Source organism: Pantoea sp. ICBG 828 (assembly GCF_002928355.1).
GTDB lineage: Bacteria > Pseudomonadota > Gammaproteobacteria > Enterobacterales > Enterobacteriaceae > Pantoea > Pantoea dispersa.
Genome location: NZ_POWN01000002.1, coordinates 80899 through 98716, shown reverse-complemented (window position 1 = coordinate 98716; position 17818 = coordinate 80899). Strand labels below are relative to the sequence as shown.

Annotated in this window: 15 protein-coding genes; 9 read left to right on the top strand and 6 right to left on the bottom strand. The window is 58.8% G+C overall.

Annotated features, from left to right (window positions below; translation table 11 throughout):
* Together C1Y43_RS04940 and C1Y43_RS04935 are read right to left on the bottom strand one after the other, a co-directional pair.
* Positions 1–1344 carry an amidase gene (locus C1Y43_RS04940; RefSeq protein WP_104187228.1) on the bottom strand — a complete coding sequence of 448 codons (1344 nt, stop codon included), beginning with the start codon at positions 1342–1344 and terminating at the stop codon, positions 1–3.
* Between the two features lie 10 nt (positions 1345–1354).
* Positions 1355–2035, bottom strand: coding sequence for a DUF2848 domain-containing protein (locus C1Y43_RS04935; protein WP_104187226.1), 681 nt, complete (start codon positions 2033–2035; stop codon positions 1355–1357).
* Positions 2036–2149: 114 nt separating this feature from the next.
* Here C1Y43_RS04935 and C1Y43_RS04930 point away from each other — a divergent pair, with 114 nt between their 5' ends.
* The gene (locus C1Y43_RS04930) at positions 2150–2824 is read left to right on the top strand and encodes a GntR family transcriptional regulator (RefSeq protein WP_058770544.1); all 675 of its coding nucleotides are present in this window, start codon (positions 2150–2152) and stop codon (positions 2822–2824) included.
* A 2-nt stretch (positions 2825–2826) separates the two neighbouring features.
* On the opposite strand, the gene C1Y43_RS04925 is transcribed toward C1Y43_RS04930, so the two are convergent.
* A complete protein-coding gene (locus C1Y43_RS04925) occupies positions 2827–3846 on the bottom strand; it encodes a LacI family DNA-binding transcriptional regulator (protein ID WP_059011305.1) in 1020 nt (339 codons plus the stop codon).
* A 263-nt stretch (positions 3847–4109) separates the two neighbouring features.
* On the opposite strand from C1Y43_RS04925, the gene ascF reads away from it, so the two are divergent.
* The 5 genes from ascF to C1Y43_RS04900 all read left to right on the top strand — a co-directional run bounded on the left by ascF (position 4110) and on the right by C1Y43_RS04900 (position 9583).
* Positions 4110–5549, top strand: a complete 1440-nt coding sequence (ascF, locus tag C1Y43_RS04920) for a PTS cellobiose/arbutin/salicin transporter subunit IIBC (RefSeq protein WP_104187224.1) — start codon at positions 4110–4112, stop codon at positions 5547–5549.
* A gap of 25 nt (positions 5550–5574) precedes the next feature.
* Positions 5575–7011, top strand: coding sequence for a 6-phospho-beta-glucosidase (locus tag C1Y43_RS04915; protein WP_104187222.1), 1437 nt, complete (start codon positions 5575–5577; stop codon positions 7009–7011).
* Between the two features lie 322 nt (positions 7012–7333).
* Positions 7334–7897 carry a YfiR family protein gene (locus C1Y43_RS04910; RefSeq protein ID WP_058775074.1) on the top strand — a complete coding sequence of 188 codons (564 nt, stop codon included), beginning with the start codon at positions 7334–7336 and terminating at the stop codon, positions 7895–7897.
* A 1-nt stretch (position 7898) separates the two neighbouring features.
* Complete coding sequence (locus tag C1Y43_RS04905; RefSeq protein ID WP_104187220.1) at positions 7899–9113, top strand: diguanylate cyclase domain-containing protein; 1215 nt, start codon at positions 7899–7901, stop codon at positions 9111–9113.
* Positions 9110–9583, top strand: a complete 474-nt coding sequence (locus tag C1Y43_RS04900) for an OmpA family protein (RefSeq protein WP_104187218.1) — start codon at positions 9110–9112, stop codon at positions 9581–9583. The genes C1Y43_RS04905 and C1Y43_RS04900 overlap by 4 nt, the downstream gene beginning before the upstream one ends.
* Positions 9584–9591: 8 nt before the next feature.
* Here C1Y43_RS04900 and C1Y43_RS04895 read toward each other — a convergent pair whose 3' ends face one another.
* Both C1Y43_RS04895 and C1Y43_RS04890 read right to left on the bottom strand, forming a co-directional pair.
* Positions 9592–10548, bottom strand: coding sequence for a UV damage endonuclease UvsE (locus tag C1Y43_RS04895; RefSeq protein WP_058775077.1), 957 nt, complete (start codon positions 10546–10548; stop codon positions 9592–9594).
* A 105-nt stretch (positions 10549–10653) separates the two neighbouring features.
* Positions 10654–12684, bottom strand: coding sequence for a choline transporter (locus tag C1Y43_RS04890; RefSeq protein WP_104187216.1), 2031 nt, complete (start codon positions 12682–12684; stop codon positions 10654–10656).
* A gap of 241 nt (positions 12685–12925) precedes the next feature.
* Here C1Y43_RS04890 and betI point away from each other — a divergent pair, with 241 nt between their 5' ends.
* Genes betI through betA form a run of 3 tightly spaced genes read left to right on the top strand, consistent with a single transcriptional unit; the run spans position 12926 to position 16713 of the window.
* Positions 12926–13522, top strand: coding sequence for a transcriptional regulator BetI (betI, locus tag C1Y43_RS04885; protein WP_058758824.1), 597 nt, complete (start codon positions 12926–12928; stop codon positions 13520–13522).
* Between the two features lie 13 nt (positions 13523–13535).
* Positions 13536–15008, top strand: a complete 1473-nt coding sequence (betB, locus tag C1Y43_RS04880; RefSeq protein WP_104187214.1) for a betaine-aldehyde dehydrogenase — start codon at positions 13536–13538, stop codon at positions 15006–15008.
* A gap of 25 nt (positions 15009–15033) precedes the next feature.
* Positions 15034–16713, top strand: a complete 1680-nt coding sequence (gene betA, locus C1Y43_RS04875) for a choline dehydrogenase (RefSeq protein WP_104187213.1) — start codon at positions 15034–15036, stop codon at positions 16711–16713.
* A gap of 174 nt (positions 16714–16887) precedes the next feature.
* Here the strand turns inward: betA and C1Y43_RS04870 are convergent, their stop codons facing one another.
* A complete protein-coding gene (locus C1Y43_RS04870; RefSeq protein ID WP_104187211.1) occupies positions 16888–17805 on the bottom strand; it encodes a LysR family transcriptional regulator in 918 nt (305 codons plus the stop codon).
* Positions 17806–17818: the final 13 nt, after the last annotated feature.

Here is a 17818-nt window from a genome sequence, read left to right as displayed (position 1 = left end):
TCAGAGACTCCGTTGCAGGATGGATTCAAGCGCCAGCGCCCAGCTGAGCAGCGCGGCATCGTGGCCATGGGTGGCGGCCAGCATCAGACCCACCGGCGCACTGCCGGGCTGATGACAAGGCAGGGAGATGGCGCAGCCGTCCAGCATGTTGATCACGCTGGTGTTGCGCAGCATCAGCAGGTTGACCTGGCGATAGCGCTCCGGGTCGTCGAGTTCGGCGATGGTCGGCGCAATCAGCGGCACGGTGGGCAGCAGCAGGCCATCGAACGGTGCCACCGCCTGCTCCACCCGCTGCCGCCAGTCGGCGCGCTGCTGATACAACAGTTGTGCGTCGGCCTCGTTCAGCAACGCGCCGCGCTCAATGCGCATCCGTACCTGCGGGTCATAACCCGTCGCGTGCGACTGCAGCAGCGACTGATGCCACTGCCAGGCTTCCCAGGCGGTGATGCCGCCACGGGCGTTCATGGTTTCCAGTTCTGCCAGTTCAGACAGCGGCAGCTCGGTGAGCGTGGCACCTTGCGCGCGCAGCTGTGCCAGCGCGTGGTGCCACGCCTGGCTGACCGCGAGATCCAGCCCGTCCAGCACCCGGGTCTGCGGAATCGCAAAGTGCGCCCTCGTGATATCACGCTCTGTCAGCTGCAAAGGCCGATCGGCGATGACGCTGTCGAGCAGCCAGCAGCTGCGCACGTCATGGGCAATTACGCCAATACTGTCGAGTGCCGCCGATAACGGTAGCGTGCCGGCCTGATTGATGCGGCTGGCGCTGGGTTTGAAGCCGGTCAGCCCACACAGCGCCGCCGGTATCCGCACCGAGCCGCCGGTGTCCGTGCCGACCGCCGCGAGGCACATGCCGTCGGCCACCGCCACCGCCGCGCCGGATGAAGAACCGCCGGGAATGCGTTTTTCGCCGCGCTGCCATGGGTTTGCCGGCGTGCCATAGTGCGGATTGATACCGAGCCCGGAAAAAGCGAACTCGGTCATGTTGGTTTTGCCGACGATAGCGGCACCGGCCTGTTTCAGCTGCTGCACGATATGCGCGTCGCGCGCGGCGGGCGGCGCATCCGCCAGCACGCGCGATCCGGCGCAGGTGGGTTCGTCCGCCACATCAAACAGGTCTTTGATGCTGATTGGCAGTCCGTCAATCGGGCTGCGCGGCTGCTGCTGTTGCCAGCACACATCAGCCTGCTGCGCCTGCTGAACGGCGCTGTCGGCGTAGGTTCGCGTAAACACGCGTGCGCCTTCGCCCGATGGCTGCTCAGCGGCGCGTAGTGCCTGTTGCGTCGCGGCGCTTGCGGTGAGATCTCCGGCGCGCAGTTGCTGGCTCGCCTGCCATAAGGTGGTCATCCGCGCCTCCTCAGGCAATCACCGGCAGCGCGCCGGTGACATAGTGGTGTTCCAGCGTGCGATTCAGCAGCGGATCGTGCAGCGCCATGCGGAACTCGCTGGCCGGACGGATGCCGCCAATCGCGCTCAACGTGCCGCATGACATCGCAAAGCCTTCACTGACCGGGCGATCGCCGAAGTAGCGCGCCAGCAGATCCATCGGCGTGAGCAGAGAGTCGAGCGTGCCCTGCTGATAAGTCACCCAGTCGCCGTTGACTTTGATCCACGCGCGCAGCTCCAGCCGATCCCAGTGCGGCTCAACCTCTGCCATACGCCACGCATGACCGGCGACCGGCTTAACGCAGGCCTGCTTCGACAGTGCCACGCTGAAAGTTTCCAGGTGACGGTCGGTGTGATCGGAAATCAGCGACACCCAGTATTCGCCGCGATGGAAAAACACAAACGGCTCGGCTTCGCCGGAGGTTTGCTCGCCCACCACTTCCAGCGGGCTGTGCTGCGCCAGCTGCTGGGTGGCTACGCGATAAAACAGCGGGACTGCACCAGGTGCGGGCACGCCCAGCGCTTCCAGCTCCCTGATATGGTGCAGCACCGCCGCCTGGTCGCGGCCTACCCACCCGGCAATGACCAGCTGCTTAATGTCGACATCCAGCACCGGGGCGGCTTGTGAGTCGGTTGTAAAGCGTAAATGCATGCGATGATCTCCTGATGAAAAATGCGTGTGAAATTTCACTGCAATTTCAAGATAGCCATTTTCATGCCAGGTTTTTGTGTAAGATGTCTCAGTACCCCAATAAGGATCTGCGTGATGAGTGATTCAGTTGCTGAAAATGTGAAGTCACAGGCCGGACAAAAAAGCGTTTCATTGAATGAACAGGCCTATCTGGCGTTCAGGCATCGCCTGATTACGCTGCGCTATAAGCCAGGTGAATATCTCAATACCGCGCAGGTGATGGAGGATCTGGCAATGGGCCGCACGCCGGTTAATCAGGCGGTACACCGGCTGGCGACCGAAGGGTTACTGCAGATTATCCCGCGTAAAGGGGTGATGGTGGCACCGCTGTCGATTGACGATGCGCTGGAGCTGATTGAGGTGCGGCTGGTGAATGAAGCGCTGTGCCTGCGGCTGGCGACGCAGCGCGTGAATCCGGCGCAGATTGCCCAGCTACAGGCGCTGAATCAGCGCATCGCCGCCGCCAGCGTGGCGCGCGATCGTGAGCAGATGATGCTGCTGGACCGTGAATTTCATCAGGTGCTGGCTGACATCGCCGGTAACGGTCGTCTGTCAGATATCCTCAGCATCATTCACGCCCAGGCGCAGCGCTTCTGGGCAACCACCCTGTCGAGCGCGCAGCACATGCAGGAGGTGATTGCCGAGCATGACGCAATCATTGCGGCGCTGGCGCAGGGTGACGTAACACGGGCAGAAGACGCTGCGCGCGTGCACATCTATTCGTTCAAGCAGGCGCTGCTGAACGCCTGATTTCAGCCAGGGTAAAACGGGCCGGGACCAACGGATTCACGCATAATCAGCTCGCCGGCAAAGGTTTTGCGGTTACGCATTTCGCCGCCGTCGAGCATCGACACCAGGCGTTCAATGGTTTCCTCGATCATGCCGGTCACCGGCATGCGCACGCTGGCCAGCGCCGGAATGGTATAGGGCGCCAGCGGAATATCGTCGAAACCCAGCACCGACACCTGCTGCGGCACGCGGATGTTATGCGCCGCCAGCGCTTTCAGCGCGCCCACCGCCATCTCATCGTTACTGGCGACCAGCGCGCTGAACGGTTTACCACGCGCCAACAGCGTTTCTACTGCCGCTGCCCCGTGCTGCGCCTGCCATTTGCCTTCCACTACCAGTGCGTCATCCGCCACCAGCTGATGCTGCGCCAGTGCCGCGTGATAACCGGCCAGGCGCTCGCGCCCGGTCGGCGAGTCGAGCGATCCGGTGATAAAAGCGATATCGCGATGGCCGAGCGCAATCAGCTGCGCCACCGCCTCGGCGCTGGTGCGCTGCTGATCGGAGTAGATGCAGTAACTGTCGTGCTGACGCAGCCGCCGGTTGATCACCAGAATCGGATGGCGGTGCTGGGCAATGATGCTGTCCATCTCATCGATGGTGAGAAAACGCGGATAGATGATCACGCCATCGCAGCGCAGATCGAGCAGAAACTGAATCGCCGCACGCTCCTCTTCGGCGCTGTGTTTGCCGTCCACCAGCAGTAGCTGACGGCCCTGCTGCTCAAGAATACGCGCCGAATGCTGCATCATTTCGCTGAAATAGCTGCCGGTATACAGCGTGTTGGTGATCACCAGGCCGATGGTCTGGCTGGATTTAGTCGCCAGATTGCGCGCCAGCAAATTCGGCCGGAAGCCGGTCTCGGCAATCGCCTGGTACACCCGATCGCGCTTCTCCTGGCTGACGTAGCCGTTACCGGACAACACGCGTGACACCGTCGCTTTTGACACGCCGGCCTTTTTTGCCACCTCAAGTATGGTTGCCATGCTTCACTCTGCTTCGCTGCTCATCGCCTCAGTGTACCTAAGCGATGAATAAGACGGGGAATTTTCTTGTCGCCCTGCGCCTGCGGGTGAAGATCCCGCCGCACGCCAGCCGATCAACATCACAAAATTAAAACGAAGATAGTGATTTTTATTGCCTGAATGAATGCGCCTGTTCATGATTTTGTGAAACCGGTTTCTCATGAACACATAACAGCCAGACGAAACCGACGTTTCCTCTACCCTACAATCAGAGACAAACATTCATGGCGACCAACTACGCTGACGCCGCACGAGCCATTGTGGCTTCGCTCGGCGGATTAGAGAATATTGAAGCCGTTACCCACTGCATGACACGCCTGCGCTTCGTGGTGAAAGACAGCGCGCGCGTCGACAACGCTACGCTGAAAGCCATTCCCGGCGTAATGGGCGTGGTGCACACCGACAGTCAGTGTCAGGTGATCATCGGCAACAACGTCAATCTCGCCTTTCAGGAAGTGATGAAACTCGGCACGCCGGGCAACAGCGGCAGCGCGCCGGTGAAACGGAAAATCACGCTGCGCAGTATCGGCGCGGGCATTCTCGATGCGCTGGTCGGCACCATGTCACCACTGATCCCGGCGATCATTGGCGGATCGATGGTGAAACTGCTGGCGATGATGCTGGAGATGAGCGGCGTGCTGCCCAAAGGCTCGTCGACGCTGATCATCCTGAATGTGATTGGTGATGGCGCCTTCTTCTTCCTGCCGGTGATGGTGGCGGCTTCAGCAGCGCTGAAATTTAAAACCAACATGTCGCTGGCGATTGCCATTGCCGGCGTGCTGGTGCATCCCAATTTTATCGACCTGATGGCCAAAGCGGCGCAGGGTCAGGTGGTGGAATTCGCCTCGGTGCCGGTCACCGCGGTGAAATACACCTACACAGTGATCCCCGCGCTGGTGATGACGTGGATTCTGTCGCACATCGAATACTGGGTCGATCGCTTTACCCCGGCGGTAACCAAAAACTTCCTTAAACCGATGCTGATTGTGCTGATTGCTGCCCCCATCGCCATCGTCTTTATTGGCCCACTCGGTATCTGGATCGGTAGCGGCATTTCGGCGCTGGTGTACACCATTCACGGTTATCTCGGCTGGCTGTCGGTAGCGATCATGGGCGGGCTGTGGCCGCTGCTGGTGATGACCGGCATGCATCGCGTGTTTACCCCGACCATTATTCAGACCATCGCTGAGACCGGCAAAGAAGGCATGGTAATGCCGTCGGAAATTGGCGCCAACCTGTCACTGGGCGGCTCATCGCTGGCGGTGGCGTTCAAAACCAAAAATCCGGAACTGCGGCAGACGGCGTTCGCGGCGGCAGCTTCCGCCATCGTCGCCGGCATTTCCGAACCGGCGCTGTACGGCGTGGCGGTGCGCCTGAAACGTCCGCTGATTGCCAGCCTGATCAGCGGCTTTATCTGTGGCGCGGTGGCCGGCATTGGCGGCCTCGCCAGCCACTCGATGGCCTCACCGGGCCTGTTTACCAGCGTCCAGTTTTTCGATCCCACCAACCCGATGAGCATCGTCTGGGTGGCTGGCGTGATGGTGCTGTCAGTGGTGCTGTCGTTCATTCTGACGCTAATTCTTGGCTTTGAAGATATTCCGGTGACGGAGACCGCGCCGCGCCCCGGTAAGTCGGAAGCGGCAAAGCCGCTCAGCGCGAATTAATAATGGACTGTGATTGAGGTGAGTGATGTCTGAAGTGACATTTCCTGCGGGATTTTTATGGGGCGGCGCGTTAGCCGCCAACCAGTCAGAGGGGAGTTATCGCGCCGGCGGTAAAGGCTTAACCACAGTGGACATGATTCCACACGGCGAGCACCGCATGGCGGTTAAACTGGGGCTGGAGCCGCGCTATACGCTGCGCGACGATGAGTTCTATCCGAGCCACGACGCCATCGATTTTTATCACCGCTATAAAGAAGATATCGCCCTGATGGCGGAGATGGGCTTCACGGTGTTTCGCACCTCCATCGCCTGGAGCCGCATTTATCCCAACGGCGATGAGCTGACGCCGAACGCGGAAGGTATCGCCTTCTATCGCAGCGTATTTGAGGAGTGCCGCAAATACGGCATCGAACCGCTGGTCACGCTGTGTCACTTCGATGTGCCGATGCATCTGGTCACCGAATACGGCTCGTGGCGCAACCGTAAAATGATCGATTTCTTCGCCCGCTACGCCCGCACCTGCTTCGAAGCGTTTGATGGTCTGGTGAAATACTGGCTGACCTTCAATGAGATCAATATCCTGCTGCACAGCCCGTTCTCCGGTGCCGGTCTGGTGTTCGCGCCGGATGAGCATCACGAACAGGTGAAATATCAGGCAGCGCATCATGAACTGGTCGCCAGCGCGCTGGTGACCAAAATCGCCCATGAGATCAATCCGCAGAATCAGATTGGCTGCATGCTGGCCGGCGGCAACTTTTATCCGTGGTCCTGCAAGCCGGAAGATGTGTGGGCCGCGTTACAGAAAGATCGCGAGAACTTATTCTTTATCGATGTCCAGGCGCGCGGCGCTTATCCCGCTTATGCCGCCCGGGTATTTCGCGAGAAAGGCGTGGAGATTGTCATGGCGGAAGGCGATAGCGAACTGCTGCGCCATACCGTCGATTTCATCTCCTTCAGCTATTACGCCTCGCGCTGCGCGTCGGCAGAGATGAATGAACAGAACAGCAGCGCCGCCAACGTGGTGAAGTCACTGACCAATCCGCATCTGGCGCGCAGCGCCTGGGGCTGGGGCATTGATCCCCTTGGCCTGCGCATCACCATGAATATGATGTACGACCGCTATCAGAAACCGCTGTTTCTGGTGGAAAACGGTCTCGGCGCGCACGATGAAATCAATGCCAGCGGGGAAATTGCAGACGATTACCGCATCAGCTACCTGCAACAGCACATTCGCGCCATGGGTGAAGCGATTGCTGACGGCGTGCCGGTGATGGGCTACACCACCTGGGGCTGCATCGATCTGGTCGCGGCGTCGACCGGTGAAATGAGTAAACGCTACGGATTTGTCTATGTCGATCGCGACGACCACGGCAACGGCACGCTCAACCGGCTGCGCAAAAAATCCTTCTGGTGGTATCAGCGGGTCATCGCCAGCAACGGCCGGGATTTGGATTTTAATTAAAAAAATGCGGTGAATGGCGCTGAATGATTGTTCAATTCAGGGCCATTGCGCCACAAAGGGAATATCCGGCGTCGCCGGACAATTCATTTTGCGAAAAATCGCGCCGCTGCGCTAATTTTGCTGCGGGAATATCCGGCAGAAGTCAGCCTTAATACGCTTATTCTGCTGAATTTTTATTCATTACTCTTTTAACTCTCTATTTAAATCCGGTCCTGACGAATTTATTCTACCCTGCCCGATCGCGGTATCAGCGCCTGTACGGCGGTACTCTTTTGTACAGCGCGATGGTACTATTTCCCGGTTGCTGTTCAGAGATAGCGCTATGTTACAACTACAATTAAAGGTGAAGGGCGACAGCCAGCTGCTCTATTTATTACAGGGCCTGCGCGCATTTCTTCCCGTATTTTCTCTCATTTATCTCCTCTGTTTTCCTGCTGCTCAGGCGGCAAACAGTGCGGTTCAGCGTGACGATCAGGCTAACCGCATCGTCAGCGGCATCATCAGCTTTAGCCACTGGCCCCAGTTAACACAGCCGCCACAGCTGTGCGTATTCGCTTCAGCACAGCACCTTGCGCAGCCTCAGGGCCCGACGCCGTTCAGCGTGGTGTGGATTAACCAGACCAGCGAACTCAGCCGCCAGCGCTGCGATGCCATTTACTTCGGCGATCAGACGCCGCAGCAGCAAACTGAACTGCTGGCGATGCTACAGGGTAAAGCCGTCCTGTCCATCGCGGAAAACAACCCGGACTGTGCGGTTGGCGCGGCCTTTTGTCTGATCTTTAACCGCGATCACACCGCATTTTCCGTCAACCTTGACTCGCTGGCGCGCAGCGGTGTCAGAGTGAGCCCGGACGTGTTGTTGCTGTCCCGCAAAGGAAGCAAATAAGATGAAGTTTGATAGCATAAAAAAAGATAAATCATCGATTCGCAATAAGTTGCGTCGTATCAGCACCGTCAATGCCGCCGTGATATTACTGCTGTGCTGGCTGCTACTGACATCGACGTCTTTACTGTTTATTAAACGCTATGAGAAAAGAAACCTCGAACTCATTGCCGCCACACTCAGCACCAGCCTGACCGCCGCGACGGTATTTGAAGACAGCTATGATGCCCGCAACAAAATAGCCCTGCTCGGTAATGAAGGGATGTTTGCCTCCGCGAAGCTGGTCACGGCGGGCAATACCGTACTGGTGGACTGGCAGGATCGCCAGCAAGAGAGCGGCTGGTATGAAACGCTACTGCGTCGCTGGATTTATCAGCAGCCGCTGGCGGTGGAAATTAATCACGCCGAAACTCAGGTCGGCCATTTAATGCTGGCCGGCACCGTCAGCGGTGCGGCCGATTTTATTCGCTATTCGGTGATGATTTTATCCATCGGTATGCTGTGCGTGCTGGTGATTTCCTGCCTGCTGAGTGAATTTCTGCATCGCGGTATTCTGCGCTCGCTGCGCAATATCACCAGCGCCATCCATTACGTGATTCGCTCTGGCGATTTCTCGACGCGCGTACCGCAAAATCCGACCAAAGAGTTTCAGCTGTTTTCCGAAGATCTCAACTCGCTGCTGAGTGAAATGCAGACGCTAAAAGCCTCGCTGCTGCGTGATAACCGTTCACTGGCGGCCAAAGCGCTGGAGGATCCATTAACCGGACTGGCCAACCGCTCGGCGTTCGTTGGCCGCCTGTCGCAGTTGCTGGATCAGCAGCTGGCGCATGAGAATTTTGTGCTGCTGTTTCTCGACGGCGATCGCTTCAAGAGCATTAACGACAACTGGGGACATGCCGCCGGTGATGAAGTATTGAAGGCCATCGCGGCGCGCCTCAGCGCGCTGGCGTATCAGGACGATCTGGTGGCGCGGCTGGGCGGTGACGAGTTTGCCATGCTGATCACCAGCCGCACCTCAGAAGCCGATCTGCAGCAGCTGACGGAAGATATTCGTGCCGCAATCGCGCAATCGATTGTGATTTCGGAAGGCACGCAGATCACCACATCGGTGACCATCGGCTACGCCTGGTCGCAGCATGGCGATTCGGTGGCGTCGATTCTGGAGCGCGCCGATATGCACATGTATAAAAACAAAGGAATGAGTAAGGTACGCGTATGAAACTGAAATCATGTTTGCTGGTTATGGTGCTGGCCTGTGTCGGCTGTCAGTCAACCGGGCGTTTTAGCGACGCGCAGATTAAAGCGATGCGCGACGCCGGCTTCAGCGAAAACACTGAAGGCTGGGGACTGGGCCTGTCCGATAAGATCCTGTTTGGCATCAATGAATCTGACCTGACGCCCGCCAGCAAAGCCAGTATTGCGCAGATGGCGAAAAGACTGGCCGCTACCGGCATTGAACATCTGCGCATTGACGGCCACACCGATAACTACGGCAAAGCGGATTACAACCAGCAGCTGTCGCTGAAGCGCGCCAACGCGGTGGCCGATCAGTGGGCCACCGGCGCGGCGATTCCACGGCAAAACATCGTGACGCGCGGGCTGGGCATGAGCGCGCCGGTCGCCAGCAATAACACTGCGCAGGGCCGGGCGCAAAATCGCCGCGTCGCCATTGTGATCACGGCGCCGTAAGCGGTTAATCAGCGCGTCTGCGCATAATCATACAGGCGATCGCGCGCGAGGTTCTTCATTTTGACTTCGCACATGATGTCGAAGCGATCAAACGACAGCGCCCAGTCATTCAGCGTCTGGTTGAAATAGTAGTCAGAATGGGCGCGCAGCTTCGGCTTTGAGGCGGCGAGTTGCTCCTGATCGGGAAAGCCGCTCTCCGGGATCAGCCCTTCCTGGGCGATCGAATAGTGCAGCACCGGCCGCACGCCGCGCCACGACTCCAGAATCAGCGCCACGCGCGCATCGCTGGCCTGAATAAACTGATTCTCTTTCACCCAGTGATGGTGAATATCCAGTACCACCGGACACAGCGCACGCGCCTGCAAGACGTCATCCAGCGAGCAGGAAATTTCGTCATTTTCCACCGTCAGCATATTGCGGGCTTCCGGGCTGAGGCGCATAAACGCCGCGCGAAAACCCTCAATACCGCGTTTGCCGTTCATGTGGATGTTGATTTTGAAATCCTGAAACTGCCTGCCGTAGCCCATCAGCACCGCGCACAGCGTGTGGTACTCGACATCCTCCAGCGCCCGATCCACCACGTCATCATTATCCGAAGCCAGCACCGTATACTGGCCGGGATGGAACGACAGGCGAATGTTGTGCGCGCGGGCCAATTCGCCGCAGCGGCTAAACAGCGGCTGCAGCTCGGGCAGAATATCGCCATACAGTTCTGTGGCCAGCGGCACGGTGTACAGCGGCAGCAGATCGCTGCCGATGCGCATCATGCGTAATGCATCCGGCTGCTGCGCCAGCTGTTCCAGCGTCAGAGAGAGGTTCTGCAGGTTATTTTGTGCCAGTGCCAGTAGCAGCGTGGCCGCCGCGTTACGCTCCATAGCGAGAAAGCGTGTGCGGGTGGTGGTTTTAAATGGAAATGGCTGTTTAGCCTCAGAATCAAAGTACTTACACGCAAAACCCAATTTCATTATGTTCCCCTTCAGGTCAGCTAGTGAGTCTAGCTGCCGCTGGCAATTATGCGAGGAACGCCACGTGATTAAACGGGCAGCCGCCTTGCACGGCTGCCCGCACTGTTACACGCTCGGGTAAGTGATATTACTGCCCGGCGCTTCACGATGCAGATGGATAAAGTTCAGGTGACGCTCGTACTGATCGAGAATGTCGATGATCACCTGCTCCTTGTTGTAGTCCATCAGATCGTTGCCCTGGCTGCCTTCCAGCAGGAAGGTTTCGAGACGGTAGTAGTGCGACTTACCGCTGCGGGCACGATAGGTAAAGCCCGGCACCGAATACTGCTGCGGCCACACCTGATAGACGAAATCCTGCTCCTCGCCGAGGTGCACGCGCAGATCAAGGTAGCCCAGCGGCTGGCCCTCTTCCGGCGCGACGCTCTCCAGCGATACGCGACCGCCGCGCAGCTCCAGCTCTTTGGCGACATCCTGCATCGCCGGATAGATCACCGTTTCCATCATCTGCTGGGTATAGCGCGTGCCAGGATAGTTCATCAGGCGCGACAGCCGCTTTTTCCAGCTCAGACGATCATTGCTCGCCGGAATATAGGGCGCGGTATCACGGCTGGCGCTGGCGCGGCGATGATCTTCCACTTTGAGTGATTTATACAGCCCGGCCATCACAAAGAAAATCACGAAGCTGAACGGCAGGCCCATGATCACCGTGGTGTTTTGCAGCGCAGAGATGCCGTTGGTCATCAGCATGCCCATGGTCAGCACGCCAATCGCCACCGACCAGAAAATGCGCAGCCAGTTTGGCGCATCGCTGTTGATGTCTTTCAGCTTCGAGGTGAAGTTCCCCAGCACCAGCGAGCCGGAATCCGCCGAGGTAACATAAAACAGCATGCCGGTAATGGTGGCGACCGAAGCGCTGAACTTAAACGCCGGGTACTGCGCCAGCAGGCTGTAGAACCCGCGCTCGGCATGCGCCATCACTTCCTGGGCAAAACCGGCATCGCCGTGGATGATTTCGTACAGCGCCGCGTTACCGAACACCGACAGCCACAGCAGCGTGAAGGTGAACGGGATAATCAGCGTGCCGAGCACAAACTCACGGATGGTGCGGCCGCGGGAAATGCGGGCGAGGAACAGGCCGACAAACGGCGACCACGCCACCCACCACGCCCAGAAAAACAGCGTCCAGCTGTTCATCCACTGCGTCGGACGATCAAACGCAAAGGTGTTGAGTGTCATGCCCATAAAGCGGTTGATGTAATCACCGACGTTCAGCACCAGCGCGTTGAGCAGGAAATCCGTCTTGCCCATAAACAGCACAAACAGAATCAGACCAAGCGCCAGCGCGACATTCAGCTCCGACAGGATGCGAATGCCTTTATCCACGCCCGAGGTCACCGAAATGGTGGCGATCACCACCGACAGTACAATCAGCGCTATCTGCGCCGTCAGCCCTTCCGGCACATCAAATAACACTTTCAGCCCGTAGTTGAGCTGTACCACGCCGATACCCAGCGTGGTGGCGATACCAAAAATGGTACCGATCACCGCCGCGATATCCACCGTGTGGCCAATCGGGCCGTTAATGCGCTTGCCGAAGATCGGATAGAGCGCTGAGCGAATGGTGAGCGGCAGATTATAGCGGTAGCTGAAGTAGCCGAGCGCGATGCCCATCAGCGCATACATCGACCAGCCGGTCAGACCGTAGTGAAACAGCGTCCACACCATCGCCTGACGCGCCGCTTCCAGGGTCTGCCCGGCCCCTTCCGGCGGCTGCATATACTGGGTGACCGGTTCCGCCACCGAGAAGAACATCAAATCGATGCCGATGCCGGCGGCAAACAGCATCGCCGACCAGCTCAGCAGACTGAATTCGGGTTTGGACTGCTCCGGGCCCAGCTTGATGGCGCCGTAGCGTGAACAGGCCATATAGATGACGAAGACGATATACAGCGTAGCGGCCAGCATGTAGTACCAGCCAAAGGTGGACGATACCCAGTTGACGGCGCTCTGGATCCAGCCGGCAGCGAGATCGCTGTACAAAATGGTGACAAGTGAAAATGTCAGAATCAGTCCGGCAGAGGTGTAAAACACCACGGGATTGATTCTGTCTTTTTCACTGGCAGGTGGATTAATCATCGGTTACCTCTGGTTAATTTCCTGTAATTATTCAATGAAGTAGCAGGGCCGTAGCGATCGGCCTTATCGGTATCGTTCTCCTGTTTTCCCTCCTGATTGTTCGGCACGGTTCAGCATTCACCATCCCGTTGCGCTTTTATAACAACCGAAGCACAGTATCCTAACAAGTTTCTTTTTTATATTGAACGTGCAATCAAAAAAAGTTTTAATAGGGGCCTAACATTGCGGTGGAGCTGGAGTCATGCCAAAGGTGGGAATGCAGCCGATACGTCGTCGGCAACTGATTGATGCGACCCTGAGTACCATTAACGAAGTCGGGATCAATGACGCGACCATAGCGCAGATTGCGCGGCGCGCCGGCGTCTCGACCGGCATCATCAGCCACTACTTCAAAGACAAAAACGGTTTGCTGGAAGCCACCATGCGCGACGTGACGCGTCAGCTGCGTGATGCGGTGGCGGCACGACTGAAACCGCTGGCGGGAGCTGGCACCGAAGCGCGCCTGCTGGCGATTGTCGAAGGTAACTTCGACGACACCCAGGTGCACAGCGCAGCGATGAAAGCGTGGCTGGACTTCTGGGCCAGCAGCATGCATCAGCCGCAGCTGGGTCGCCTGGAACGCGTCAGCAGCCGTCGCCTGTTTTCTACGCTCGCTGCCGAGTTTCGCCGCGAGCTGCCGCGTGAGCAGGCGCGGCTGGCCGCGCACGGTCTGGCCTCGCTGATTGATGGCCTGTGGCTGCGCGCTGCGCTGAGCGGCAAACCGTTTGATCTGGCGATTGCCAGAACGCTCACCACCCAATTCATTCGCCAGCAGCTGGCTGGTGCCGCGAATCACTGAGGAAGGAGCAACCATGTCCCGATTCACCGAGCAGCATTTATACATTGATGGTCAATACGTTGCCGCAGCAGCGGGCGACACATTCCAGACCATCAACCCGGCCAATGGCGAAGTGCTGGCCGAGGTCCATGAAGCCGCGCAGGCGGATGTCGATCGCGCGGTCGCCGCCGCGCAAAAAGGCCAGAAAATCTGGGCGGCCATGACGGCGATGGAGCGGTCACGCATCCTGCGCCGTGCGGTGGATATCCTGCGCGAGCGTAACGATGAGCTGGCGGCGCTGGAAACCCTCGACACCGGTAAACCGCTGAGTGAAACCCAGGCGGTGGACATTGTTACCGGTGCCGATGTGCTGGAGTACTACGCCGGCCTAATTCCGGCGCTGGAAGGCCAGCAGATCCCGCTGCGTGATACCTCCTTCGTCTATACGCGCCGCGAACCGCTTGGCGTGGTCGCCGGTATTGGCGCATGGAACTATCCGATTCAAATCGCGCTGTGGAAATCTGCGCCGGCGCTGGCGGCCGGTAACGCGATGATCTTTAAACCCAGCGAAGTGACGCCGCTGAGCGCGCTGAAGCTGGCAGAAATCTACAGCGAAGCCGGCGTACCGGACGGCGTGTTCAACGTGCTGAACGGGCGCGGCGCGGTGACCGGTCAGCTGCTGACCGACCATCCGGGCATCGACAAAATCTCCTTCACCGGTGGCGTGGCCAGCGGCAAAAAAGTGATGGCCAACGCGGCCGGCTCCACGCTGAAAGAGGTGACCATGGAGCTGGGCGGCAAATCGCCGCTGATCGTGTTTGACGATGCCGACCTCGATCTCGCCGCCGACATCGCCATGATGGCGAACTTCTACAGCTCCGGTCAGGTGTGCACCAACGGCACGCGCGTGTTTGTGCCGACGGCATTGCAGCAGGCGTTTGAAGCAAAAATCGCTGAACGCGTGGCGCGCATCAAAGCTGGCGATGTCAACGATCCGGCCACCAACTTCGGCCCGCTGGTCAGCTTCCCGCATCGAGACAATGTGTTGCGCTATATCGAATCCGGCATTAGCGAAGGCGCGCGCCTGCTGTGCGGCGGTAAACGCATGAGCGGCGCGGCGTTTGATAACGGTGCCTGGGTAGAGCCGACCGTGTTCACCGATTGCCGTGATGAGATGACCATCGTACGCGAAGAGATTTTCGGACCGGTGATGTCGATCCTGACCTACGACAGCGAGGAAGAAGTGGTGCGCCGCGCCAATGCCACCGAATACGGCCTGGCGGCGGGTCTGGTCACCCGGGATCTGAATCGCGCGCACCGCGTCATTCACCAGATTGAAGCGGGCATTTGCTGGATCAACACCTGGGGTGAATCCGCCGCTGAAATGCCGGTGGGCGGTTACAAGCACTCCGGTATCGGCCGCGAGAATGGCCTGATGACGCTGCAGAGCTACACCCAGGTGAAATCTGTGCAGGTCGAACTGACCCGTTTTCAGTCGGTATTTTAATCAAGCTTAACCTGAGGAGCGACTAATGGAATTTGATTACATCATTATCGGAGCCGGATCCGCAGGGAACGTTTTGGCAACAAGACTGACCGAAGACAGCAGCGTGAACGTCCTGCTGCTGGAGGCCGGCGGTCCCGATTACCGCTTTGATTTCCGCACGCAAATGCCGGCGGCGCTGGCCTGGCCATTACAGGGCAAACGCTACAACTGGGCGTACGAAACCGAGCCTGAGCCACACATGAATAACCGCCGCATGGAGTGCGGACGCGGTAAAGGGCTGGGCGGTTCGTCGCTGATCAACGGCATGTGCTACATCCGTGGTAACGCCATGGATCTCGACAACTGGGCGCAGCAGCCGGGTCTGGAAAACTGGACTTACCGCGACTGTCTGCCCTACTACCGCAAGTCGGAAACGCGCGATATCGGTGCTAATGATTATCACGGCGGCGAAGGCCCGGTGAGCATCACCACCTGTAAGCCTGGCAACAACCCGCTGTTCGCCGCGATGATTGAAGCCGGCGTGCAGGCGGGCTATCCGCGTACCGACGATCTCAACGGTTATCAGCAGGAAGGATTTGGTCCGATGGACCGTTTCGTGACGCCGCAGGGCCGCCGCTCCAGCACCGCGCGCGGTTATCTGGATACGGCAAAACAGCGTCCGAACCTGAAAATCATCACCCACGCCACCACCGATCGCATTTTGTTCGAGGGCAAACGCGCGGTCGGCGTGCAGTATCTGCACGGCGCCAGCGATACGTCGCACACCGTGCATGCGCGGCGTGAAGTGCTGCTGTGCGCTGGTGCTATCGCCTCGCCGCAGATTCTGCAGCGCTCCGGCGTTGGCGCGGCGGCATTGCTGAAGCAGCACGACATCCCGCTGGTGCATGATCTGCCGGGCGTCGGTGAAAACCTGCAGGATCATCTGGAGATGTACCTGCAGTACGAGTGCAAAGAGCCGGTATCGCTCTATCCGGCCCTTAAGTGGTGGAACCAGCCGAAAATTGGTGCCGAGTGGCTGTTCAAAGGCACCGGTATCGGCGCCAGCAACCAGTTTGAGGGCGGTGGCTTTATCCGCAGCCGGGAAGAGTTTGCCTGGCCCAACATTCAGTACCACTTCCTGCCGGTGGCGATTAACTACAACGGCTCGAATGCGGTAGAAGCGCACGGTTTCCAGTGTCACGTCGGTTCGATGCGTTCGCCAAGCCGCGGTCACGTGCGCATTAAGTCGCGCGATCCGCGCCGTCATCCGGCGATTCTGTTTAACTACATGGCGCACGAGCAGGACTGGCATGAGTTCCGCGATGCCATCCGCATCACGCGGCAAATCATCAACCAGCCGGCGCTGGATAAGTATCGCGGCAAAGAGATCAGTCCGGGGCTGGAGTGCCAGAGCGACGAGCAGCTGGATGAGTTTGTGCGCAACCATGCTGAGACCGCTTACCATCCGTGCGGCACCTGTAAAATGGGCAGCGATGAGATGGCGGTCGTGGATGGCGAAGGTCGCGTGCGCGGCCTGCAGGGGCTGCGCGTAGTCGACGCCTCAATTATGCCGCTGATCATCACCGGTAACCTGAACGCCACCACCATCATGATTGGTGAGAAGATCGCCGACAACATTCGTGGTCGCCAGCCGCTGCCGCGCAGCGAAGCAGACTACTTCGTGGCGGGCGATCGCCCGGTGCGCGGCGAGCCGCTGCGCGCATAAAGCAGTGATATCTCAGGGGGAGAACGTACGGTTCTCCCCTTTTTTTCGCCCTCTTCTCTCTCGTCACCCCGCCTGCCATCAAGGCCTGTCAGACTTTACGCCGCACGGTGCTGGCACCCGGGTTGATGTAGCAAACTAACAGTATGTTGTAACTAGATAGCCTTAGCACCTCCGCTAAGCGCCGTGCTCGTCCAGCGCCAGCGCCTGCAAAAAGCGTTGCAGGATGGCGTTGTGACGCGGGCCCTGGCGGGTGACGAGCGCGATTTGACTGTGGTAATGGAACTGCTGCGGCGCGAGGGCGCGCATCTGCTTTTTCTCCACCCACTGCGCGGCGTAGTGGTCCGGCAGGAAACCGATATAGCGCCCGGTGAGAATGAGAAATGCGATCCCTTCGCGATCGGAAGCGGTGGCGCTGCAGTTCAGCTGCTGATGCAGCGCAATCGCCTCCGCCGGCATGCGAAACAGCGGCGCTATCGCATCGCAGGCCGCCAGCGCGTGGTGTTCCGGCCGCTCCGCCTGGTTAAATAGCGGGTGCGCGTGGCTGCAATAGAGCTGCGCATGTTCATCATACAGCTGTGCGTACGCCAGCCCGGAGACCGGCGCCGCCATCGGCAGCGCGCCCACGTGCAGGCGTCCTTCCAGCAGGCCTCGCTCGATGTCCGCCGCGGTTAACATACTGATGTTGATCCGGATCCCTGCCCCGCTCTCCCGCAGCGCCGCCAGCGCATGGGTGAGACGCATGCGCGGCTGCGTCACCAGATTATTGATGATGCCGATGTTGAACTCCCCGCGCAGCTGCTGATGCATCTGGTTCACCTGCTGGCGAAAATCTTCCACCGCCGCCATCATGGTCTCGCTGTGTCGTAAAATTTCACGCCCTTCCTCGGTGAGCGCAAACCCGGCGCGACCGCGCTGGCACAGGCGCATGCCCAGCCGTTTTTCCAGATCGCTCATATGCAGGCTGATGGCCGAGCGCGTAATACCGAGCAGGCTTTCGGCGGCGGAAAAGCTGCCGCACTCGCTGACGGTTTTGAAAACGCGCAGCAGTCTGAGGTCGAAGTCGGTCACCTGGGCCAGCGTTTTCTTTTTCATTCAGGTGAGTAAA